This is a genomic window from Streptomyces sp. NPDC050147 (assembly GCF_040660195.1).
Classification (GTDB): Bacteria; Actinomycetota; Actinomycetes; order Streptomycetales; family Streptomycetaceae; genus Streptomyces.
Genome location: NZ_JBFALJ010000001.1, coordinates 566,760 through 587,420, shown reverse-complemented (window position 1 = coordinate 587,420; position 20,661 = coordinate 566,760). Strand labels below are relative to the sequence as shown.

General features: G+C 71.7%; 19 protein-coding genes. 7 read left to right on the top strand and 12 right to left on the bottom strand.

What is annotated here, in order from left to right; genetic code table 11:
• Positions 1–163: 163 nt before the first annotated feature.
• Complete coding sequence (locus AB0I94_RS02810; protein WP_363307557.1) at positions 164–1,390, top strand: Cmx/CmrA family chloramphenicol efflux MFS transporter; 1,227 nt, start codon at positions 164–166, stop codon at positions 1,388–1,390.
• On the opposite strand, the gene AB0I94_RS02805 is transcribed toward AB0I94_RS02810, so the two are convergent.
• From AB0I94_RS02805 to AB0I94_RS02760, 10 genes are all read right to left on the bottom strand, one after another.
• Positions 1,318–1,935, bottom strand: coding sequence for a hypothetical protein (locus AB0I94_RS02805; RefSeq protein ID WP_363307556.1), 618 nt, complete (start codon positions 1,933–1,935; stop codon positions 1,318–1,320). The genes AB0I94_RS02810 and AB0I94_RS02805 overlap by 73 nt on opposite strands.
• Positions 1,916–2,734 carry an FkbM family methyltransferase gene (locus AB0I94_RS02800; RefSeq protein WP_363307555.1) on the bottom strand — a complete coding sequence of 273 codons (819 nt, stop codon included), beginning with the start codon at positions 2,732–2,734 and terminating at the stop codon, positions 1,916–1,918. The genes AB0I94_RS02805 and AB0I94_RS02800 overlap by 20 nt, the downstream gene beginning before the upstream one ends.
• Entirely contained in the window at positions 2,731–2,958 is a 228-nt protein-coding gene (locus AB0I94_RS02795; RefSeq protein ID WP_363307554.1) for a Trm112 family protein, read from the bottom strand. Before AB0I94_RS02795 ends, AB0I94_RS02800 begins: the two co-directional genes overlap by 4 nt.
• Positions 2,958–3,863, bottom strand: coding sequence for a hypothetical protein (locus AB0I94_RS02790; protein ID WP_363307752.1), 906 nt, complete (start codon positions 3,861–3,863; stop codon positions 2,958–2,960). The genes AB0I94_RS02795 and AB0I94_RS02790 overlap by 1 nt, the downstream gene beginning before the upstream one ends.
• A gap of 16 nt (positions 3,864–3,879) precedes the next feature.
• A complete protein-coding gene (locus AB0I94_RS02785; RefSeq protein WP_363307553.1) occupies positions 3,880–4,620 on the bottom strand; it encodes a class I SAM-dependent methyltransferase in 741 nt (246 codons plus the stop codon).
• A complete protein-coding gene (locus AB0I94_RS02780) occupies positions 4,617–6,035 on the bottom strand; it encodes a condensation protein (RefSeq protein WP_363307552.1) in 1,419 nt (472 codons plus the stop codon). Before AB0I94_RS02780 ends, AB0I94_RS02785 begins: the two co-directional genes overlap by 4 nt.
• The gene (locus AB0I94_RS02775) at positions 6,032–10,576 is read right to left on the bottom strand and encodes a DUF3367 domain-containing protein (protein WP_363307551.1); all 4,545 of its coding nucleotides are present in this window, start codon (positions 10,574–10,576) and stop codon (positions 6,032–6,034) included. The genes AB0I94_RS02780 and AB0I94_RS02775 overlap by 4 nt, the downstream gene beginning before the upstream one ends.
• Positions 10,573–11,292: a class I SAM-dependent methyltransferase gene (locus tag AB0I94_RS02770; RefSeq protein WP_363307550.1), complete on the bottom strand. Its 720-nt coding sequence runs from the start codon at positions 11,290–11,292 to the stop codon at positions 10,573–10,575. Before AB0I94_RS02770 ends, AB0I94_RS02775 begins: the two co-directional genes overlap by 4 nt.
• On the bottom strand, positions 11,289–12,455 hold the full coding sequence (locus AB0I94_RS02765) for a glycosyltransferase family 4 protein (protein ID WP_363307549.1): 1,167 nt from the start codon (positions 12,453–12,455) through the stop codon (positions 11,289–11,291). Before AB0I94_RS02765 ends, AB0I94_RS02770 begins: the two co-directional genes overlap by 4 nt.
• Before the next feature lie 219 nt (positions 12,456–12,674).
• Entirely contained in the window at positions 12,675–13,709 is a 1,035-nt protein-coding gene (locus AB0I94_RS02760; RefSeq protein WP_363307548.1) for a DUF3068 domain-containing protein, read from the bottom strand.
• Positions 13,710–13,898: 189 nt separating this feature from the next.
• Here AB0I94_RS02760 and AB0I94_RS02755 point away from each other — a divergent pair, with 189 nt between their 5' ends.
• From AB0I94_RS02755 to AB0I94_RS02740, 4 genes are all read left to right on the top strand, one after another.
• Positions 13,899–14,051: a hypothetical protein gene (locus tag AB0I94_RS02755; RefSeq protein ID WP_249590098.1), complete on the top strand. Its 153-nt coding sequence runs from the start codon at positions 13,899–13,901 to the stop codon at positions 14,049–14,051.
• Between the two features lie 12 nt (positions 14,052–14,063).
• Positions 14,064–15,365: a helix-turn-helix domain-containing protein gene (locus tag AB0I94_RS02750; protein ID WP_363307751.1), complete on the top strand. Its 1,302-nt coding sequence runs from the start codon at positions 14,064–14,066 to the stop codon at positions 15,363–15,365.
• A gap of 39 nt (positions 15,366–15,404) precedes the next feature.
• Positions 15,405–16,253 carry an SMP-30/gluconolactonase/LRE family protein gene (locus AB0I94_RS02745; protein ID WP_363307547.1) on the top strand — a complete coding sequence of 283 codons (849 nt, stop codon included), beginning with the start codon at positions 15,405–15,407 and terminating at the stop codon, positions 16,251–16,253.
• Between the two features lie 123 nt (positions 16,254–16,376).
• Positions 16,377–17,105, top strand: coding sequence for a hypothetical protein (locus AB0I94_RS02740; protein ID WP_363307546.1), 729 nt, complete (start codon positions 16,377–16,379; stop codon positions 17,103–17,105).
• Positions 17,106–17,181: 76 nt separating this feature from the next.
• Here AB0I94_RS02740 and AB0I94_RS02735 read toward each other — a convergent pair whose 3' ends face one another.
• The gene (locus AB0I94_RS02735) at positions 17,182–17,634 is read right to left on the bottom strand and encodes a MarR family transcriptional regulator (RefSeq protein ID WP_363307545.1); all 453 of its coding nucleotides are present in this window, start codon (positions 17,632–17,634) and stop codon (positions 17,182–17,184) included.
• 127 nt (positions 17,635–17,761) lie between these two features.
• On the opposite strand from AB0I94_RS02735, the gene AB0I94_RS02730 reads away from it, so the two are divergent.
• Complete coding sequence (locus AB0I94_RS02730; RefSeq protein WP_363307544.1) at positions 17,762–18,808, top strand: NADP-dependent oxidoreductase; 1,047 nt, start codon at positions 17,762–17,764, stop codon at positions 18,806–18,808.
• Positions 18,809–18,956: 148 nt separating this feature from the next.
• Complete coding sequence (locus tag AB0I94_RS02725) at positions 18,957–19,385, top strand: organic hydroperoxide resistance protein (protein ID WP_363307543.1); 429 nt, start codon at positions 18,957–18,959, stop codon at positions 19,383–19,385.
• A gap of 67 nt (positions 19,386–19,452) precedes the next feature.
• Here AB0I94_RS02725 and AB0I94_RS02720 read toward each other — a convergent pair whose 3' ends face one another.
• The gene (locus AB0I94_RS02720) at positions 19,453–20,610 is read right to left on the bottom strand and encodes a serine hydrolase domain-containing protein (RefSeq protein ID WP_363307542.1); all 1,158 of its coding nucleotides are present in this window, start codon (positions 20,608–20,610) and stop codon (positions 19,453–19,455) included.
• Positions 20,611–20,661: the final 51 nt, after the last annotated feature.

The window sequence follows — 20,661 nt, the reverse complement described above, 5'->3', positions numbered from 1 at the left end:
TCACGTCGCCGGATGCATCGCCGAAGCGGTTCACCGCCGCTGTGCGGACGGACATCCCTTTCTTCTTCCTGGCGCGGCAGCCGCGTGGCCCCCCTCTGTGCGGGGCGGCATCCGCGGTCGGCCGTCGCCTTGTCGATCACTGACGTGGTTGCGGAGCTCCTTCATGCCTCTTGCCCTCTACATGCTCGGCCTTGCCGTCTTCGCGCAAGGAACCTCCGAGTTCATGCTCTCCGGTCTCGGCCCTGACATCGCCGCCGACCTCGACGTATCCCTCTCGACGGCGGGCACCCTGACCTCGGCCTTCGCCGTCGGGATGGTCATCGGTGCGCCGGTGATGGCCGTCCTCGGCCGCCGCAGGCCGCCCAGGACCGCGCTGCTCGCCTTCCTGGTCACCTTCCTGCTCGTCCATGTGGTCGGCGCGCTGACCACCAGCTTCGCCGTACTGCTCGCGACCCGCGTCGTCGGCGCGCTCGCCAACGCCGGGTTCCTCGCGGTGGCCCTGGTCGCCGCAGTCGGCATGGTGGAGCCGAACGCCAAGGGGCGGGCCACGTCGGTGCTGCTCGGGGGCGTCACCCTGGCCTGTGTCGCGGGCGTTCCCGGCGGCGCGCTGCTCGGGCAGTTCTGGGGGTGGCGGTCCGCCTTCTGGGCGGTGGCCCTCGTCTCGGTGCCCGCCGTCCTGGCGATCCTGCGGTCCGTGCCCGCCGGTGCGCCCGCCGGCGCCCCCGAAACCGCCGGGAGCGGCGCACGCGGGGAGCTGCGGTCACTGCGCGCCCCACGACTCGCGGTGACGCTGCTGCTCGGAGCGCTGGTGAACGGCGCGACCTTCTGTACGTTCACCTATCTCTCACCGGTGGTCACCCATGTCAGCGGATTCTCGGAGAGCTGGGTGCCGGCGCTGCTCGCGCTCTTCGGAGTCGGATCGTTCATCGGGGTCACGGTCGCGGGGCGGTTCGCGGACGCGCGTCCCGTGCCGTTCCTCCTCGCGGGCGCGGCGGCGCTGCTCGCCGGGTGGGTGCTCTTCGCCCTGGGCGCGGGGAACCCCGTGGCGGCGGTCGTGCTCGTCCTCGTCCAGGGCGCGCTGTCCTTCGGTGTCGGCTCCACACTGATCACCCAGGCGCTGTACGCGGCGACCGGCGCCCCCACCCTCTCCGGCGGTTTCGCCACGGCCGCGCTGAACGTGGGCGCCGCGATCGGCCCCGTGGGCGGTGGCATCGCCCTCTCGGCGGGACTCGGCCACCGCTCGCCCCTGTGGGTCAGCTCGCTGCTCGTGGCGCTCGCCCTCACCGTCGGGGCAGTGGCACTTCTCCGTAGCCGAGGTCAGGGGCCGTCGGTGAGCGAGAGCCGCTGGAGCAGCCCCCAGGTGAACTCCGCGACGCAGCGCCGGGGCTGACCCGCCCCGTCCGGCGCGGTGAAGGCGAGCCGCCAACGTGTGGGCGCCGTGCCCTCCATCGGGCGGGCCGGGGCGAACGCGCGGGCGGCCTCGTCGACCGTGCACGACCAGGGGGTGAGGTCGTCCAGGGTCCGGAGCGCGGGGCCCGGGGCGCCGGGCGCGCGGATCAGCCACTCGTTCCACACCGCCCCGTTCGGTGCGCGCAGGACCTCGAAGCGCAGGTCGGGCCAGAGCGGCACCGGCCACAGCAGGGCCTCGCACGTCAGGTCACCGATCTGCCGGGCCACAGTGGCTTCGGGGGCGCCGAGCACCGAGCGGTAGCGGGAGACGGCACCGCGTGAACGGGGGGAGCGGCTCATCGCCTGCCAGCGGCGGTTGGCCTCGCGCATGTCCGTGATGGAGACGCCGAGCTCATGGCGGGCCGCCTCCACCAGGTCCGGGTTGTGGTCGGCCATGCGGCGCAACAGGACCAGCTGGAAGTCGTGAGGCGTGAACGGGCCCGATGAGCCGGGGCCGGGGGAGGAGCTAGCGGACATGCGCTCCATGGTCGCGCACCGTCGCGGCTCCCGGGCGGCGCCCGCCGGGAAGGAAGAGGACCGAGTTGACGTACCGGGGCCTGCGCGGTGTGAGCACCCTGCGAAGGAGGCCCTGCGACACGACGTACGACGTGTCGTTCTGGTGCGCCTCCAGGTCGAAGTCGGCGAGCGGCAGCCAGGTGTGGTGGGGCAGGACCCAGCCCTCGTAGCCGTGGTGCTGAGTGAGGAGCTCGACGATCGGCTCGATCGGCTGGATGCGGGATTCCAGCTCGATGAAGAGGGCGGGACGGTCCCGGGTGAGCAGATCGTGGGCGCCGTGCAGGACCGCGAGTTCGTTGCCGTCCACGTCGATCTTGACGAAGCCGACGTCACGCAGGCCGAGTCCGTCCAGGGTGAGGCAGGGCACCTCGACGGCCTTGGCGTGGATGTCCCTGCGGATGAGTGAGGAGACCCCGCGGTCCCCGCGGTCGCCCTGCGGGAGCCAGAGCCGTGCGGTGCCGGGGCGGTCGGTGGCCGCGGCCTGGATCACCCGGACGTTGCCCGGTGTGGAGGCCTCAAGGAGCCGCGCCAGATGCGGCACGGGCTCCACGGTCACCACGCGGCGCGCACGCGAGGCCAGGCGGCGCGACCAGGGGCCGTACCAGCCGCCGACGTCCACCGCGGTGCCGCACCCGCGCGGGCAGAGGTCGGCGAGGCGGGTGAGCTCCGGTTCGAAGCGGGGGTAGACGAGGTGGGCCAGGGCGCCGATGAGCCGGGCGGGGAGGTGCGGGGCCAGGCGGGCGGCCACGGTCTTGTGGGGGCCCGTCACGGGGAGATCCGCTTCAGGAGCTGCTCGTGCTCGTCCTCCGATATCTGCTCTCCCGACGAGGGCAGGAGCTGCGGTATGCCGTCGATGATCGGGTAGCGGCGGCGCAGCCGCGGGTTGTAGAGGACCTCCTGCGGTACGAGGGGTTCCGCGGGTCCCAGAAGATGCAGCGGGCCTTTGTCCAGCGGACAGGCAAGGATCTTCAGGAGTGGGTCTTCGGGGTTCATCAGCTGGTCAACTCCTTGGCGGGGGGCGTGGGTTGGGGTGGGGGCGCGTCATGCTTGGGCATGGCGAGGAGGACGGAGACCGCGAGCGCCGTGCCCGCGATCCGCAGGGTGAGCCGCAGAGGTTCGTCCGGCAGCGGCTCGCCGAACGCCAGCGTGCCGAGTACCGCGGTGAACAGCGCGGTGACCGTCGTGCACACGGGGACGATGAGCGAGGCCCGGCAGCGCTGGAGCGCCGCCTGGGACATGATCAGGCCGAACGCGCCGGTGAACAGCAGGAGGTACGGGTACGGGGAGCGCAGCAGGTCGAGCAGGGCCGAGCCGAGTTCGTCCGTGGTCAGGTAGCTGGACACGCCCTTGATGGCCAGCGAGCTGACCCCGTAGAGGAGCCCGACGGCGACGCCGTACTCGACGCCCGTCGTCGGCAGGCGGTGCCGGTGCTTCGCGCGGCGCTCGGCCGATCCGTACAGCAGGACGCCCGCCGCGAGCGACGGCAGACAGACCGTGAGGACCAGCGGAACGGGTGCGCTGCGGCTCACGGTGTCCGCCCCCTCGTCCAGCGAGAGGACGACCATGAGCAGCGCGGCGAGAATGGCCCCGACGGCGTACCGCTCGCGCCCCGATGTCTGCTCCCCGAGCAGCACGGAGGAGAGCAGCAGCAGGAGCACGAGCCCGGAGACGAAGATGCCCTGCGCGGCGGCGATCGGCAGCGTCCGGTAGACGGCGAGCTGCGCGCCGAACCCGGCGGCGAGCGCGAGCGATCCGCCGATCCACAGCGGGCTGGAGACGACCTGCCTGAGCAGCCGTGCCGGTTTGCGCACGCTGACGGACGGCATCGCGGTCAGGGCCCGCTTCTCCAGGACGAAGCCGGTGCTGTAGAGGACGTTCGCCAGCAGGGCGGCGGCCACACCCCACCACATGGCCCTACGTCCTTCGGGCGTGCAGCAGCAGGATCGACGAGGCGCTCGGCACGGCGCAGGCGAGCCGGTCCAGGGCGCGCAGCGGACGCGGTACGCCGTGGAAGGGCGCACCGGCGACGCGCACCACGTCGAAGCCGGACGCGGCGACGAACTCCCGCAGCGCGCGGGCGGTGTAGAGCCGCAGGTGCCCGACGACCTCGCTCCCCGGACGGCCGTGGATGGCGCGCAGGCTGACCTCGGAGAAGACGGGCTGGACCCCCGCGAGCAGGAGCCCGCGGTTGTACCAGGCGGCGAGGTTGGGCGTGGACAGCATCAGGTGCCCTCCCGGCCTGAGGACTCTCCGCAGTTCGTCCAAGGCGCTGTCGGGATCGACGAGATGCTCGATGACTTCACTGAAGAGGACGGCGTCGGCGGTACCGTCGCCGAACGGGAGCCCCCCATCGGTGAGTTCACCGCGTACGACGTACGGCAGATGCGCGTGGGCCCGCTTGAGGGCATCCTGCGACCAGTCGACGCCGATGACGCGGTGCCCGGCCAGGAGCGGGGCGGCGGTGGCCGCCGCGGTGCCGTCGCCGCAGCCGATGTCGAGGACGACGGCCGTGCGGGCGGTGGCGGGGCCGATGGCGTCGGCGAGCATCCGGGCCTGGCGCAGGCTGCGGGCGTCGCCGGAGGCCACGGGGACGGAGGGGTCCTCGTAGAAGTCCCGCAGGTCGCGGGGCGCGGTGCTGGTGCTCGTGCTGGTCACGGTGTCTTCCCCTCCTCCGTGTGCTCCGTGGCGTGGAGGTAGTGCTCGAAGAGGTCACGCAGGTGGGCGCCGTCGCCGCTGCTGAGCAGGGACTTCGACCAGCGCAGGGCGACGTGCAGACGGCCCGCGGTGGACGCCGTGGTCACCGTCAGGCCGCGGGGCAGCCGGGCGGGCGCGGAGAACCAGACGGCGTGCGCGCGTCCGGCGTCCCCGAAGTCGAGGGGGTACGGAACGCGGCCGATGTTGCTGAGCAGCGTGGTGGACGTCCAGGGCGCGGCGGCTCTGCGCAGGCCGCGCGTGACGGCGGCTCTGACGGTGACGGGCAGGACGGGCGAGGTCAGGAGGGCTGCCCCGCGCCCGAGTTGGGGCCGGGAGAGGGCCTTGAGCGCGCGGGTGCGGTCGGCCGTGCGGCGCAGGAGTGCCCCGATGTCTTCCGGCCCCCACTCCGCGGAGGTCAACTCGGCGGCGCTGAACGGCACCTCGACGAGCCGGGTGCCGTTCCCGATGGGCATGTCCATGCTGCGGGGCCGGTCGTCGACGGGCATGGTGATCCGGAACGGCTTCGGCCGCCCGCCGTGCTCCCGGTTCCAGTGCGCGATCATCAGTGCGGTCGCCACCATGAGCTGGTCGTTCACGGTGAACGGCGCCCCCTTGGGCCGCCGCGGCACGGGCAACTCGGAGACGAGCATGCCGTTGCCGGGCGAGGGCTCCGGGGTGCCGCGCGAGACACGGGCAGGGGGAGCCCAGCCGGAGGGCGCGTCCCCGACGCCCGCCGCGCTCCCGGGACCGGCTGACGAGGCCGTACGCGACGGGGGCGCGGCAGGCGAGTTGTCCTGTCCGCCGTACAGCTCGGCGGCGGTCGCGAGCACACGGAGGCAGGCGGGGCCGTCGAGGGCGGTGTGATTGATGGTGAGGAACAGGACGCTGCCACCGGCGGGGCGCCCGGAGCTGTCCGGGGTGCCGCCCGCGCCGTCCCCGCGCACGGGGCCGGCCGTGTCCCCGTCGCCGTCGGAGGCGATCACCTCAAGACGGATCGGCGGGGACACCGACAGCGGCGGGGCTTCGGACAGGGAGCGGGTGCGCGCCTTCTTCAGCGCGTCCCGTTCCGGCGGCGGGAACGTCACCACCTCCACGTCCGGCTCCGCCGTCAGCTCCCATTCGTAGCGGCGGCGGTACCAAGGCCCCCGCGCCTCCCGCATCAAAATGCGCGGGTGGCGGCGCAGGGCCTCGGTGAACGCGGCCTTCAGGCGGTCCGGGTCCGGTGTGCCGGGCAGGTGGACCTCGATGTGTACCGTCTCCGGTTCCTCCTCCTGGAAGCAGTGCCGGGCGACCTCGTCGACGACCGGGAACGGCACGCGCTCCGGGGGCCGCTCGGGTCCGTCCGCGTGACGTGCCGGGTGATCGAGTGCGGTCATCGGTCTGAGTCCTCCCCGGGGGTGGACGGCGCCGCGGCTCCCGCGAGCCCGTCCGTCGCCCTTGGTCCGCGCCGCCTGAAGCGCGCGGTCCGCGTGGTCCGCGCATCCGAAGATGCCGGTTCCGGTTGGGCCGCGGCCGGGCCCCTGGCCGAGATGGTCGAACCGGTGGCCTGCGAAGCGCCACCCGCGTTCTGGCTGCTGCCCGCGTCGGAGCCCGGCCCGCTCTCCCCGCGCTTGCGGTGCGGCAGCGGAGTCGTGCCCAGGTCCCGGTCAGGACCGGGCGGTGGCGTGCCGCCGCTCGCCGGCGGAGGCATCACCGGGGGAGCAGCGGGCGGAGGCTGGTGCGGAGGAGGGTCCCAGGGAGCGAACTCGCCGCCGCCGGGTTCCCCGGCTGCCGCAGGAGTCCCCTCCTGGGTCCCCCGCACACTGACCAGCGCCGCGAACAAGGCGATCAGCGCGAGGAGTTGGGCGGCGGGGCTGAACGCGCCCTCGTCCGCCGTGCTCGGCTCACCCGCACCCACCGCCGCCACGATCCCCGCCCCGGCCATCGCCACCAGGGCGAGCGGCACGAGCAGCGTGTGACGGCGCCAGGCCAGCAGGGCGAGCGCGGGCACGAGCAGTGCGAACCAGCCCGCGATCACCGCGGCCACCAGCGTCAGCGCCACCGTGCCGAGGATCAGTCCCGGCGCGGGCGGCGCCAGGTCCGGGCCGTCCGGGTTCGGCTCGCGCCGCCGGATCAGGACCAGGGCGATCAGGACGAGGACGCCGACACCGCCGCCGATCAGGCCGATCTCGTAGATCCGCGAGGGCTCGTAGGAGAGCTTGACCGTGCCGCCCTCACCCTCGGGGACCAGGAAGCCCTGCTGCCAGCCGTCGAGACGTACGGACGACAGCTCCTTGCCGTTCAGCGTCGCCTTCCAGCCGTCGTTGATGTTCTCGTAGGTCGAGAGGTACGAGGCCGAGCCCGCGCCCACCGACACCTCGCGCCGGTCGCCCAGCCAGTCCTTGATGTTCAAGGAGCGGGACTCCTCGTCGATCGCGCCAGGCGTCCCCTGCGTCAGCGAGACGTCCATGAGGGCGAGCGGACCCGCGTCCCCGGCCTCGACGGTGTGCTTGCCCGCGCCGAGCGACAGGGTCGTGTTCTGCGATCCGCGCGAGCAGAGCGTCACCTCGATGGGCCGCCGCTCGACCAGGTCACGTACCGAGCCCTTCGCGCTCGTCGCGTGCAGCTTGCCGTCGACGGCCAGCATCGGGCCTTCACCACAGGCGAGTTCGAAGGTCTTGGAGGCCGAAGGCTGCTTCGTCCGGTACTTGTCCAGGGCCGGGACGTAGACCTCGGTGAGACCCACCGGCAGCTGCAGCTCCTTGTCCGCCACCGGGTTGTGGACCGCGAGCGGCGCGGTCTTGGTGACCGTGATGGTCAGCTCGTCCGTGGTGATCGGCGGGAACCGCGTGTTGCCGTTCTCGTCGACGCCGGCGATCGCCGCGCCGTCCGGCGAGCTGATCTCCACCTTCTCGGGGCGGGTGGAGAGCCCGCCCGCCGCGGGAAGGACGATCTCGCCGATCGGCTGCTTGCCCTTCCACTTCAGATGGACCACGGGACGGTCACCGGCGATCCACGCCGTCGTCAGGTCGCCGTCCGTGAGGTTGCGCGGAGACAGACCGCCGCCGAGCCTCGACGTGGAGTCCGCGCTCGCGACGATCTGGTCCTTCTGCTCGGGAGCCACCTTGTAGAGCAGCTCGTCCAGCTCGGACCCCGCCACGGGCAGCGCGCTCGCCTTCACCTCGTACTCGGCCTCGGCCGGAGTGGTGAAGCGGCGGTGCAGTCCCGACTCGGTGTTCACCGGCGACAGGGCGCTCGGGTCCGAGGCACGGTGCATCGAGTACGTCGTCGCATCGGCGCCCGCGGCGGCCTTGCGGCCCGGACCGGAGCCGGTGTCCGTGGGCAGCTGCAGCAGCTTCGTCACGCGCACGCCGGGAACGGTGATCTCCGAGAATCCGGCGCCGGTCACGCCCTCGTGGCCGATCTCCGCGTCCAGGATGGTGACCTTCAGCCAGCTCGAATCACCCTCGGGCGCCTTGACGCTCTGGCGCATGCCGTTGGGCTTCAGCGAACTCGTGCGGCTGCCCTGCTCCGTCTCCACCCGCACCCGCGTGGGCGCGGCCCGTACGCCCTCATGGGGCAGCGGCGTGACCCGGATCGAGGACGGGACCGACTCCTTGGCCCTGAACTCGGCCTTGATCCAGGCACCTCGGGGCTTTCCGGGACTGCCCTCGGCCCATGCCGTGGCCGGATTGCCGTCGAAGGCGTTCACGGGGTCGTACTGCGGCAGGTGGAAGAGCCAGTTGCCGTAGCTGGACGCCGTCACGGACTTCGCGCCGCGCAGCTGAGCCGTCGTCTGGTGCTCGATCCCCGTGGTGGGCAGGATCTGGTGCGGCTTCTTGCCCGCGTCCTGGACGGCCCCGCTCGCGTTGCGTTCGCCCGGTGTGTACGTATAGGAGGTGTTGGAGTTGACCAGGCCGAAGCGTGTGTCGGCGCGGCGCAGACCGTCACCGACCGCTTGCAGGCCCGGAGTTCCGACCCCCGGGTGGTTGTCGCCCGTCAGGACGGAGGGGCGGTCCCGCATCGAGGGGTCGGCGGAGAGCTGGAGGAGCGACTCGGGGCCACCGCTCACCACGGCCGTGTTCGAGACCGGCTTGATCCCGGCCTGGCCGGGCCGCTCGGCGCCCGCGCCGGGTGCATAGATCTCCACCGCGCGCTCGCGCGGGTAGAGGCCCTCGACCTGGAGGGGCGTGTCCTTGGGGATGATCCCGCCGGTCTGGGTCGGACCGAAGCCGGTGACCCGCTCGAAGCCGGACTCCTCCAGGGTCCGCTTCACGGTCGCGCTCGGCACGTTCCCGACCTGGTCGGGGTCGAGGTCATTGCGTACGACGACGTAGTAGAGGCCCGCACGCGTCAGGTAGTCGCGCAGACCAGGGACCGAGCCGCCGGTCGCGAGCGCCTGCTCCACCGCGTCCATCGCGCGCCGGTTGCCGGGCGTGCCGAACGGGACGTAGTCGCGCTGCGCCCAGCGCGACTCGGCGAGCACGTCGAGGGGCTGGTCGATGGGCGAGCCCCAGGTGTAGATGCCGTGCGCGGTGGCGGGCACCACGAGCGCGCGGGAGTCGGGGGAGTACTTCTTCAGCCAGTCACCCGTCGCCTCCCAGTAGTTGGGCAGCTTCTGGAAGGAGCCGGGCTGGAGGATCGAGCCGTTCAAGTAGGGGAAGGCGAGCCCCGGCAGCACGAGCAGGGCCGCGATCAGTGGGGCGAACTTGCGCCCGCGCACCGGCCGGGCCCCGCGAGCCTGCGCCGCCACGCCCACGAGATGCATCAGGCCGAAGACCAGCGCGAGCGCCAGGCCCGTCTGGAACTTGTAGATGTTGCGGAAGGGGACAAGACCGCCGTTCAGCCACGACTGCACCGTCTCGTGGAAGGGCGCGCCGAACGAGCCGCCGTACCCCGCGAGCGTGATCAGCGCGACCGAGAGCACGGTCAGGACGAGCCAGCGCCGCTCGGGCAGATCGCGCCGCGCGAGCCCGGCGAGGCCGAGGGCGGCGGCGAGCGCCGAGCAGACCACGACGATGACGGACGTCGCGACCGTCCAGCCGGCGGGCAGCCATGCCTCGCCGAAGTGCAGGTAGGCGACCCAGTTGCCGGCGCCGCGCAGTGTCTCCGTGGCCGACATCGTGCCGGTCGTGGTGGCCGAGTTCTCGACGTAGGGGAGGAAGTTCTCGCCGTACACGCCGAGCACCAGCAGCGGGACCACCCACCATGCGGTGGCGAGGATGACGCCGGGCACCCACCAGGTGATCAGCTTCCGCTTGCGTGGCCCGTTCGGTCGGGACAGCAGATACAGGCCCACCGGCAGCAGCGAAGCGAGCGTCGAGGCCGCGTTCACGCCACCCATGAAGGGGATGAAGAGCGCCGAGCGCAGGGCCGCCGAGCGCGCGCTGATGCGGTCGTTCGTCAGCGGGAGCAGCACCCACGGGAGCAGGGCGCCGGGCAGCGCCGCCGCCGACGTCGATCCGACGACGACCGTGAAGGTCGGCCACAGGGCGTACGCCACCGCGCCGAGCAGCCGGCTCGTGCCGCTGCCGATCTGCAGGCGCTCCGCGAGCCGCAGCGCACCCCAGAAGGCGGTCGCCACGATCAGCGAGAGCCAGAGGCGCTCCGCGAGCCACACGGGGAGCTGGACGAGGTCCGCGAGGCCGTAGAACGGCAGCATCGGGAAGGTATAGCCGACGTACTGGTTCTGGATGCCGCCGAAGCCGCTCTGGTCCTGCCACAGCTGGCCCAGGTCGGAGAGGAACTGCCAGGGGTCGACGGCGACCCCCAGCTTCGTGTCGAACGTCATCCGCCCCGGCTTCACGGCCAGGAAGAGGACGAAGACCACGGCCCAGAACCCGAGCAGCCAGCGCTTGGAGCGCGGCCCTCTGCCGGGTTCGGGGGCGTCAGCCGTTGGCCGGACTGCCGCCGGGGGTGGGGCCTGGACCGTGGTCATGAACACCGCCTGAGGATGAGAAGGAGATTCCAGGTGGCGAACTCGCGTACACCCGGCACTTTGGTGATGCCACTGGCCAGGAACGGCCAGTAGCGGGACCGTGCGGACACGACGGACACGTCTTCCCTCGCCCGCACTTGGCGCAGGGTCGGGCCGACGTGGTGAGCGAAGAGGTTCTCGCCGAGCGTGTGTTTGGCGGTTTTACCGGTACGTCGTTCATAGCGGGCGCGCCCACGGGCGCCGCCCAGGTAGTGCCAGGGCGCCCACTCGTGGCCGCCCCACGGCGAGTACCAGTTGGTGAAGGAGACATAGATCAGACCGCCCGGCCTGGTCACCCGCACCATCTCACTGAGGAACGTCTGCGGATCGTCCACGTGCTCGAGGACGTTGGAGGAGAAGGTGACATCGGCGACGGCGTCCGCCAGCGGGAGCAGATACCCGTCGGCGACGACGGAGCCCTCCGGCGGCTTGGCGCCCAGCTCGGCCGGGTCCGGCTCGAAGAGGAAACTCTGCGCGCCGCGGCGCCGGAACTCCTCGGTGAAGTAGCCACCGCCGCCGCCGACATCGACGACGACACGGCCCTTGACCGGTCCGTAGGCCTCGACCTGGTCGGCGGCGTCACGGGCGAGCAGGGTGTAACACCGCTCGGGCTCTTGCTGCTCGCGCAGAAAGGCCCGGAAGAGGGTGGCGGATCGGCGCAGGGACGGGTCCTTCACGTGGACCCCTGGGTTGCCTGGTGCGTGACGATCGCCTCGGAGGCCACCGCCTGGAACTCGCGTACGGAATTGGCCCACCGGTAGCTGGTGGCCCGCTCGCCGGCCGCCTTGCCGAAGGTCTCGCGGCGCTCGGTGCTCAGCGCCAGGGTGCACCAGGCGGCGGCGAAGGAACTCTCGCCCCGGGCGAGCAGCCCCGTCACGCCGTCCTCGATGGAGTCACGTACGCCCGGTACGTCGAAGCCGATGGCCGGTGTCGAGCGGGTCGCCGCCTCGGTGATGACCAGACCCCAGCCCTCGACGGCGGAGGGGTGCAGGAGCATCCACGCCTCGCAGAGCAGCCGGTGCTTCTCCGCCTCGGAGACATGGCCCTTGAACTCGACGCCGGGCCCCGCGATCTGTTCGAGCCGGGCGCGCTCGGGCCCGTCGCCCACGATCACCAGTCGTCCTCCGGTGACGGGCCTGACCCGCTCCCAGAGCCGAAGCAGCAGATCGATGCGCTTGTACTCGACGAGCCGTCCCATCGCCAGGAACATCGGCTCGTCCGAGCGGGCGTGGAGCGGACCCGGCTCCTCGACCCCGTTGTGGACTATGCGTATGCGCTCACGCTCGACGCCTATCGCGCGCAGGGCGGAGGCCGTCGACGGTGAGACGGCCACCAGGAGGTTGCCGCGCTGGGCACCGGAGAGCGACCAGTGTTCGAGTCTTCGGCCGAGCCGGGCCGCGGGGGCGAGCGCGCCTTGGAAGCGCATCCCCCACAGATCGGTGTGGACGTGGTTGACCAGGCACACCGTGGGTCCGCGGTGCCACAGCGGCGCCAGGTACGGCATGCCGTTGCAGACCTCGACGAGGAGATCACAGTCGCCGACCTGCCGGGTGAAGGCGGAGCGCGTGCGCAGATAGTGCCCGAGGTCACCGCCCGCCGACACGACGCGGTAGTCGCGGAAGGCGGCAGGCCCGCCGCACAGGAGGGTGACCTGATGGCCGAGTTTGCTCAGGCCGTCGGCCAGCCGGTCGACGAGCAGTTCGGATCCACCCGCGGCCGGATTCGCCAGGTCGCGACGGGCGAGGAAGACGATGCGGCGGGGCTGCGGGGGAGGTGCCGGTAGCCGGTGCGCGACCCGCGGGGTGGCGGCGCGCAGCGGAGAAGGCACGTGCTGGGGCATGCGTGCTCCAACTCGTCAGGGTGCGGAACCGTGAGGTCGCTATGGGGGGTTGCACCGTTCGGGGATCGCTTGCGGAGGTGCTGTGCTCTGGCTGTGCGGGGATGGTGCGGGGGCGGTGCGCGGACTGTGCTGGGGTGGGGTCGTTAGTTTTCGCCGCCGTGTTCGACGCGGCTACTCACCGAAGTGACAACTTTCGGGGTTTCAACTGCTGACGTCTCATCACATCGTGGTGGGTTGCAGGGCGGTTGGCGACGTACCGCTATGCGGACCGTGAGGCTCCGCCGCGGAACCCGGCCCTCCGGGCCCTTGTGCCCCACTGTCGGACCGCCGTCCGCGCAGGACGAGAACGCCCCCCGCGATCGTGAGCAGCGCACCCAGCCCACCCGTCCCCAGCGGCAGCGTCTCGCCCACCAGCTTCAGCCGGCTGCTGTCGTCGTCGGCGAGCTTGACCTGTGCCTTCTGCGTCTTCGGCGTGAACGCGATGCGCTTGCTCTCCAGCAGCACCGTCGCGTCCTTGTCCGAGCCTGGCGCGCGCAGCGTCTTGCGGGGGCCGATAGCCGCGTAGATGATCCGGCCGGTGCGCTTGTCGGCGACCAGCTCGACGCCGTGGTTGGAGTACCACTCCTCGGCGAGGACGTTGCTGCGCTTGGGCTGTCCCACCAGGCGGCCCGGCACCAGACGGGTGCCGGTCTTGGCGGGCTTCACCTTGGCGGTGAAGCGGTAGCCCTCGTAGCCCTGGATCTTCTTTGTGCCTCTGAAGGTCAGCGGGACGGTCGCGCCGAGGGTGTTGTCCCACCAGACGTAGGAGCGTCGTTCCACGTCGAAGGGGAACTTGAGGTAGGCCTCACCCTCGAAGTAGGGCTTCTCGTCGCAGCAGTGCACCGGCTTGTTCGTCTTGCGGTCGGTGACCCAGCGCTCCGTCGTGAACTGGAGCGAATCGTGCGGGTCCGAGGCCGGCAGGGACGCGTCAGGATCGACCGACGTGACCACGTCCCAGACGGCGTGCTCGCTGTTGCTGTCGTCGACGTCGCCACGCACCTGGCGGGTGATCGTGAGGTTCTTGCCGTGCACCGTTTTGATCTTGTCGGTGTCGAAATAGCTTCCTTTGCCCTTGAAGACGGTGGTTGTGTCGATATCGACGGGTGTGCGCTTTGCCCGTGGCTCGACGTACCACGCGAGCATCGGGGCCAGGACGAGCAGAAAAACGCCGAGTCCGAGGAGGATCAGCGAGAGGGGCGAGGCTGTGCGGCGCATCCGGCACTCCTGTGGCGGGTGAGAAGTGTTACCGAGCCGTAGGGGCCGGACGCTAGGCGGACCCTTGACGAAGTGTCAATGCGTTGATGAAACTGTGCTCCAACCGGAAGGGGCCGGTAAGGGGGCTGTGCGTACGACATCCGCGCGACCTGGGTGGGGACGACCTCCAGCAGAGAGGCTGACCCTGACATGCACCGATTGCTCGCCGCCGGTCTGACCGTCGTAGCCGCCGCGGCACTCGCCGTGGCCGCCGCGTTCGGCGTCGTCGCGCTCCTGAACGCGACCCCGGAACAGCCCAACACCCCCCTCGTGCACTACGAGACCGCCCCTCGGGGACAGTGAGTGACCGTGCCCGTGACCGAGAGCCAGGGGTCACTGTCCGTACGCTCGGCCTGGCGCGACGTACCGCCCATGCAGGTGCGCCGGTTCGCCGCGCTCGCCCTGGACGAGGTGCCCGCGCTCGCCCAGGACATTTTGCGGCAGATCCGCTCCGAGTACCCCGGCCTGCCCGTCGTCCTGGACGACTCGGGCGAACCCATGGCGCTCATCGGCATACGCCGCGCCCTGGAGGGGTTCGTCCAGCAGATCGCCTCCGCCGACGGCGGGCGGCCGTGCTACCCCCTGGAGGTGTTCCAGGAGTTCGGCAGGGGTGAGGGGCTGCACGGCCGCAGCCTCGACTCGCTCCAGGCGATCTACCGCCTCGGCGTACGGCTGGCCTGGCGCCGCCTGGCCGAGATAGGCCAGCAGATCGAGATCCCGCCACCGGCCATGTACGAACTCGCCGAGTCGGGCTTCGAGTATCTGGACGGCCTTGTCGACCAGTCCGTACGCGGATACGCCGAGGCCGCGGCCCGGCAGGCGGGCGAGAGGCTGCGCCTGCAACGCAAGCTGATGGAACTGCTGCTCTCCGAGCGGCGCGGGGACCCCGGGGCGGGAACACCGGCCGACTTCGGCCACGGCTCCGGCGCGCACTCCGCTCCGGGGCAGCCAGGCGCCCGCAGCGCCCTCGACGAACGGGCCGCCCGCGTGGGCTGGCAACTGCCCGAGCGGGTCGCCGTCGGGGTACTCCTGCGTCCCGCGAGGGAGGCCGTGGCGCCCGCCGTCGGCCAGGGTGTCCTGCTCGACATGGAGACGGAACAGCCCCGCATGGTCGTCCCCGACCCGGACGCGGCCGGCCGTCCCGAACTCCTGCGGCGCGCCATGGCCGGCTGGTCCGGGGCGATCGGCCCGCCCGTGCCGCTGGCCGACGCGGCGAAGTCACTGCGCTGGGCGCAGGCCGCGGTCCGGCTGATGGAGCGCGGACTGCTGCCCTCCGGTGAGGTCCTGTACTGCACCGAGCACACCGAGGCCCTGGTCCTGCTCCAGCCGGAGGAGCTCATCGAGGACCTGGCCCGCCGCTGCCTCGCCCCGCTCGCGCACTGCGGACCCGCGCACGGGCGCCGCCTTGCCGAGACCCTGCTCGCCTGGCTGGAGACGCGGGGCGGCGCACCGGAGGTCGCGGCCCGCCTCGGGGTGCACCCGCAGACGGTGCGCTACCGCCTGCGGCAGATCAGGGAGCTGTGGGGCGACGAGGTCGACGACCCGGACCGCCGCTTCGAGCTGGAACTGGTGCTCAGGGCAAGGCGTTTGCGTGGCCAACTGGGCCGGGCGGGCTGAGCGAGGGCGTTCGGACAGCCGTACGGGTAGCCTGCCGCAATGGACATAGCGGTACGCGCGCAGGCAGCACTCGGCGAGGGGCCCACCTGGGACCACGCCACCCAGCGGCTGATCTGGGTCGACATCCTGAGCTCACGCGTCCACACGTACGACCCGTCGACCGGGCACCGCTCGGTCCTGGTCACCGAGCAGCACGTGGGCGCCGCGAAGCCGCGCGCGGGCGGCGGGCTCGTGGTCAACCTCCGGGACGGCGTGGGCCTCTACGACTCCATGGCCGACGGAGGCGCCTTCCGCTGGCTGCACCGCGAGGCCGTGCCGGGCCGCCGCGGCAACGACGCGGCGGTCGCACCCGACGGCGCGCTCTGGGCGGGCACGATGGCCTACGACGAGACGCCGGGCGCCGCCAACCTCATCCGCGTCACCGGTGACGGCACGGCGACCGAGGTCTTCGGGGACGTGTCCGTCAGCAACGGCATCGGGTGGAGCCCCGACGGCCGCTCCATGTACTACATCGACACCCTGACCCGGCGCATCGACGTCCTGGACGTGCGCGAGGGTCAACTCCCGGGCTCCCGGCGCCCCTTCGCGACCGTGGAGGCCGCGGCCGGATATCCGGACGGTCTCACCGTCGACGCCGACGGCTGCGTCTGGGTCGCCCTGTGGGACGGCGCCGCCATCCGCCGCTACACCCCGACCGGCGCCCTGGACCGGGTGATCGAGCTCCCGGTGGCCCGTCCGACCGCGTGCGCGTTCGGCGGTGCGGGGCTGCGCGACCTGTACATCACCTCCGCGCGTACGGGACTTGAGGCGCCGCACCCGCTGTCCGGATCGGTGCTCGTGATGCCGGACGCGGGACAGGGCGTGGTGCAGGCGGCGTTCGCCGGATAGGGCGCTGATCAGGCGGATTGCCGTACATCGGACGCCCGCACCGCTGGAACATTCGATTCCGCACACAACCTTCACGGCAGCGGCTTCCTCTGTTACCCGTGGCTCACTTAGCCTCCATGCCTCATGGACTACTGCCACCCGTGCCACAGGCACCTCAACGGCGCCCTGGCCTGCCCGGGATGCGGCACCCCGGCCTCAGGTGGCCGTGAGTACGCGGAGGCGGACGCCGCGCAGGATGAGCCGCCGGGTTCCGAGCGCCCGTACGACGACGAGGCGCCGCGCCGCAGGAGCCGCCGCCGGGAGCGCGGGCGCCGGGCGCACCGCCGTAGGCGCCGCAAGGTCCTCCTGGTGACCGCCGGGCTCGCGCTCGCGGCTGGTGGTCTGAGCCTGGCCGAGCTCGGCATCGAGGGGCCGTCGGACGAACCGGCGGCGGCCTCCGCGCCGGACGCGGAAGCGAGCCGGTCCGCGTCCCGGAAGCCGACGGACCCGGACAGCGGCGCGGCCACCGGCGGCGGGTCCACGTCGGCCACGCCCTCGGCATCGGCGTCCGCGGCGGACAGAGAGTCCGAGAAGGACGAGAAGACCAAGGACGGCAAGGACAGCAAGGACAGCAAGAACGGCGAGGAGGAGAAGGAGGAGAAGGAGGAGGAGACGGACGAGGCCGGTCAGGGCCCGGACTCGGCCACTCCGGTCACGACCTCCGGACCGGACGCACCGGAAGCCCCCGGCGATCCGGACACCCCCGGGACCACGCGCCCCACCGAGCCCCCGCCGAGCTCGCAGCGGCCCGATCCGACCCCCGACCCGGAGCCGTCGGAGACATGCGACCGCTTCCTGTGGTGGTGCACCTAGCGATCGGTGACGCGAGGAGCGGGCGTCAGCCGGTGTCACCGCCGGTCATGCGTCAGCCGGCGTCCCCGCCGCTGCCTCAACCGGCGTCTCCGCCGATCATTCTGCGCAGCAGCGCCCGCAGCGAAAGCCGCTCCTCCCGGGAGAGCTCGGCCAGCGGCTCTCGCGCGAAGTCCAGCGAATCGCGCAGGCTGCGGGCGACCGTCAGGCCCTCGTCCGTCGGCGCCGCGAGCTTCACGCGGCGGTCGGCGGGGTCGGGCCGCCGCTCGACGAGGCCGCGTACCTCGAGCCGGTCGACGATTCCCGTGATGTTCGACGGCTCGCACTTCAGCTTCTGCGCTATGCGGCGCATGGGCAGCGGCTCCAAGGAGAGCAGTCCAAGGACGCGCGCCTGCGCCCCGGTGAGGGCGTGCTTGCCCGCCGCGGCGTCGTACTCCTCGTAGTAACGCGCGACGACCGTGCCGATGAGCTCGACGACTTCGAGTGTCAGGGGGTCGGGCGTGCGCGGGGTGCGGGAGCTGGTGGTGGCCATGCGCTTCAGGCTACCCGGTTACTTGACATGGTGAAATATGTAGGAGCATGGTTGTTTCACAACCTGAAGCATTTCCGAGACGTCAGTCTGTCGGCAACGGCAGCCTGAGCAGGAGGAGGACGCCCGCATGTCCGTCACCCCCGAGGCCCCCGGGTCCGCGCAGCTCCCCGCCGTCAGCCGTGAGTGGCACCTCGTGCGCCGCCCGCACGGCTGGCCGGTCCCGGAGGACTTCGCGCTGCGCGAGGCCCCCGTGGCCGCCCCGGCCGACGGCCAGGTCGTGGTCCGCAATCTGCACTTCTCCGTGGACCCGTACATGCGGGGCCGGATGAACGACGTGAAGTCGTACACGCCGCCGTTCCAGCTGGACCAGCCCATGGAGGGCGGTGCGGTCGGCGAGGTCGTCGCGTCGAACGCCGAGGGCCTCGCCGTGGGCGACCACGTCCTGCACTTCGCCGGCTGGCGCGAGTACGCGACCGTCCCGGCCAAGCGCGCCGTCAAGGTGGACGGGCAGGCCGCGCCGCTGTCGGCGTACCTCGGTGTGCTCGGCATGCCGGGCCTGACCGCCTACGCGGGGCTCTTCGAGGTCGCCTCCTTCAAGGAGGGCGACGCGGTGTTCGTCTCCGGTGCCGCGGGCGCCGTCGGCTCCCAGGTCGGTCAGATGGCCAAGCTCAAGGGTGCCTCGCGCGTCGTCGGCTCGGCGGGCTCGGACGAGAAGGTGAAGCTCCTCGTCGAGGAGTACGGCTTCGACGCCGCGTTCAACTACAAGGACCCGCGCCCGGTCGTGGAGCAGCTGAAGGAGGCGGCCCCCGACGGCATCGACGTCTACTTCGACAACGTCGGCGGCGAGCACCTCGAAGCGGCCATCAGCCGCATGAACGTGCACGGCCGCGCCACCATCTGCGGCATGATCGCGGCCTACAACGACACCGAGCCGACGCCCGGCCCGCGCAACATGGCCATGATCATCGGCAAGCGCCTGCGTCTGCAGGGCATTCTCGTCGGGGACCACGAGGCGCTGCAGCCGCAGTTCGTCTCCGAGGTCGGCGCGTGGATCCGCTCCGGCGAGCTCAAGTACAACGAGACGGTCGTCGAGGGCGTGGAGAACGGCGTGGAGGCCTTCCTCGGCATGCTGCGCGGCGAGAACACCGGAAAGATGGTCGTTTCCCTCGCCTGAGAGTGGAGAGCCGGTGACGTGAGGGCGGCGGGCGGTGGCCGGAGAGAGATGGCCACCGTCCGTCGTTTTCCGTCATCCGATAAAGTAATTCCACATTGCCGCGACTGTGGGCGCGCATCGCGGAACATCTCAGGAGGAACCGGCACTTATGTCCATCCAGCAGATCGACGTCAAGTACACCGCCGTCGCCACCGCCGAGAACGGCCGTGACGGCCGCGTCGCCACCGATGACGGCAAGCTCGACGTCGTCGTCAATCCGCCGAAGGAGATGGGCGGCAGCGGCGCCGGCACCAACCCCGAGCAGCTCTTCGCGGCGGGCTACAGCGCCTGCTTCCAGGGCGCGCTCGGCGTGGTCGCCCGCAAGGAGAACGCCGACATCTCCGGCTCGACCGTGACCGCCAAGGTCGGCATAGGCCAGAACGAGGCCGGCGGCTTCGGCCTGGAGGTCGCGATCACCGCCTCCATCCCGAACGTGGACGCGGCCACCGCGCAGTCCCTCATCGAGAAGGCGCACCAGGTGTGCCCGTACTCCAGCGCCACGCGCGGCAACATCAAGGTGGAGCTCGCGGTCGCCTGACCGTTTCCTCTGCTACGTGACGGAGGGCCGTACCCCGCAGCAGGGGTGCGGCCCTCCGTCATGCCGGTCAGCGGGTGACCGCCGCCGTGTGGATGGCCCGCACCAGGCGCTCGTCCTCCGGGGCCGGTCCGCCGGGGAAGGGGAAGCGGCGCCGCGTGTACCCGTAGGCGAGCCCGCTGCGCGGATCGGCGAGCGCCTGCGAGCCGCCCACGCCCTTGTGCCCGATGGACCCCGCGCCGAGGAAGGGGTACCAGGCCTCGGCGACGTTCTGGAACCCCACCCCGAACGATCTGTGGGCCCGTATCACCAGGTCGAACCCGTTGGAATGGATCTGCCCGAACTCGGCCACGGTGTCCGCTTTCAGGAGCGGCTCCCGCCCGTCGAGCCCGCCGACCGCCGCCGCGTACATCCCGGCGAGACCGCGTGCGGAGGCGACACCGCCGACGGACGCGGGACCTTTGGCGCGTACGGCACGTGAGTTGGGAAGCGACTCCAGGTCGGTGGGGTGCGCGCCGTTGCGGTTGAAGGCGATGGAGTTGAGGGTGCCCGGCTGGGGCGGCTGCGCGTCGAGGAAGGCGCGCTCGTCGGGCGACGGCATCATCGGCAGCACGGAACGGAAGCGGGGCTCCAGTGCTTCCGGGAGCCCGAGGTGGAAGTCAAGGCCGTACGGCGCGCGGACGCGTTCCTCGTACACCTCGTGGAGCGTCCGCCCGGTGGCCCGTAGGACGACCTCGCCCGCCAGCGCGCCGATGGACAGGGCGTGATAGCCGAAGGCGGTGCCGGGACGCCAGTAGGGCCGCTGGGTGGCGAGGCGGGCGGCGATGGCGCGGTCGTCGGCGATCTCCTCCGGCGTGAAGCCGCTGTCGGCGCCGACGATCCCCGCCCGGTGCGAGAGAAGTTCCCGAAGGGTGACGTCTGCCTTCCCCTCGGCACCGAACTCCGGCCAGTAGTACGCCACTTCGCGGTCCAGCCCCAGGGTGCCGTCCTGAACGAGCAGCGCCATGACGAGATGGGCGGCGCCCTTCGTGGACGAGTACACGCCGAAGAGCGTGTCACCGTCGGTGTCCGGCCCCACCCACAGGTCGACGACCTGCTCACCTCGTACGTGGGCGGCAACCTGCGCGGCATGATCGGGCTTCTCCCCGGCGAGCAGGGCGGCGAACTCCTCCCGCACGGCTTCGTATCCGGCTGCGGTGGTGCCCTGGACCTTGATCTCACGTGTCATGCGTTCTTCCTCCCCCACCCCGCCCCTTCCCGAACTGGGGCGGGGTGGCGG

Bases quoted from the DNA above. Each gene is read 5' to 3' on its own strand.
- AB0I94_RS02810 (WP_363307557.1), top strand. From the start codon at position 164: ATGCCTCTTGCCCTCTACATGCTCGGCCTTGCCGTCTTCGCGCAAGGA.
- AB0I94_RS02805 (WP_363307556.1), bottom strand. From the start codon at position 1,935: ATGGAGCGCATGTCCGCTAGCTCCTCCCCCGGCCCCGGCTCATCGGGC.
- AB0I94_RS02795 (WP_363307554.1), bottom strand. From the start codon at position 2,958: ATGAACCCCGAAGACCCACTCCTGAAGATCCTTGCCTGTCCGCTGGAC.
- AB0I94_RS02780 (WP_363307552.1), bottom strand. From the start codon at position 6,035: ATGACCGCACTCGATCACCCGGCACGTCACGCGGACGGACCCGAGCGG.
- AB0I94_RS02775 (WP_363307551.1), bottom strand. From the start codon at position 10,576: ATGACCACGGTCCAGGCCCCACCCCCGGCGGCAGTCCGGCCAACGGCT.
- AB0I94_RS02765 (WP_363307549.1), bottom strand. From the start codon at position 12,455: ATGCCCCAGCACGTGCCTTCTCCGCTGCGCGCCGCCACCCCGCGGGTC.
- AB0I94_RS02760 (WP_363307548.1), bottom strand. From the start codon at position 13,709: ATGCGCCGCACAGCCTCGCCCCTCTCGCTGATCCTCCTCGGACTCGGC.
- AB0I94_RS02755 (WP_249590098.1), top strand. From the start codon at position 13,899: ATGCACCGATTGCTCGCCGCCGGTCTGACCGTCGTAGCCGCCGCGGCA.
- AB0I94_RS02745 (WP_363307547.1), top strand. From the start codon at position 15,405: ATGGACATAGCGGTACGCGCGCAGGCAGCACTCGGCGAGGGGCCCACC.
- AB0I94_RS02740 (WP_363307546.1), top strand. From the start codon at position 16,377: ATGGACTACTGCCACCCGTGCCACAGGCACCTCAACGGCGCCCTGGCC.
- AB0I94_RS02735 (WP_363307545.1), bottom strand. From the start codon at position 17,634: ATGGCCACCACCAGCTCCCGCACCCCGCGCACGCCCGACCCCCTGACA.
- AB0I94_RS02730 (WP_363307544.1), top strand. From the start codon at position 17,762: ATGTCCGTCACCCCCGAGGCCCCCGGGTCCGCGCAGCTCCCCGCCGTC.
- AB0I94_RS02725 (WP_363307543.1), top strand. From the start codon at position 18,957: ATGTCCATCCAGCAGATCGACGTCAAGTACACCGCCGTCGCCACCGCC.
- AB0I94_RS02720 (WP_363307542.1), bottom strand. From the start codon at position 20,610: ATGACACGTGAGATCAAGGTCCAGGGCACCACCGCAGCCGGATACGAA.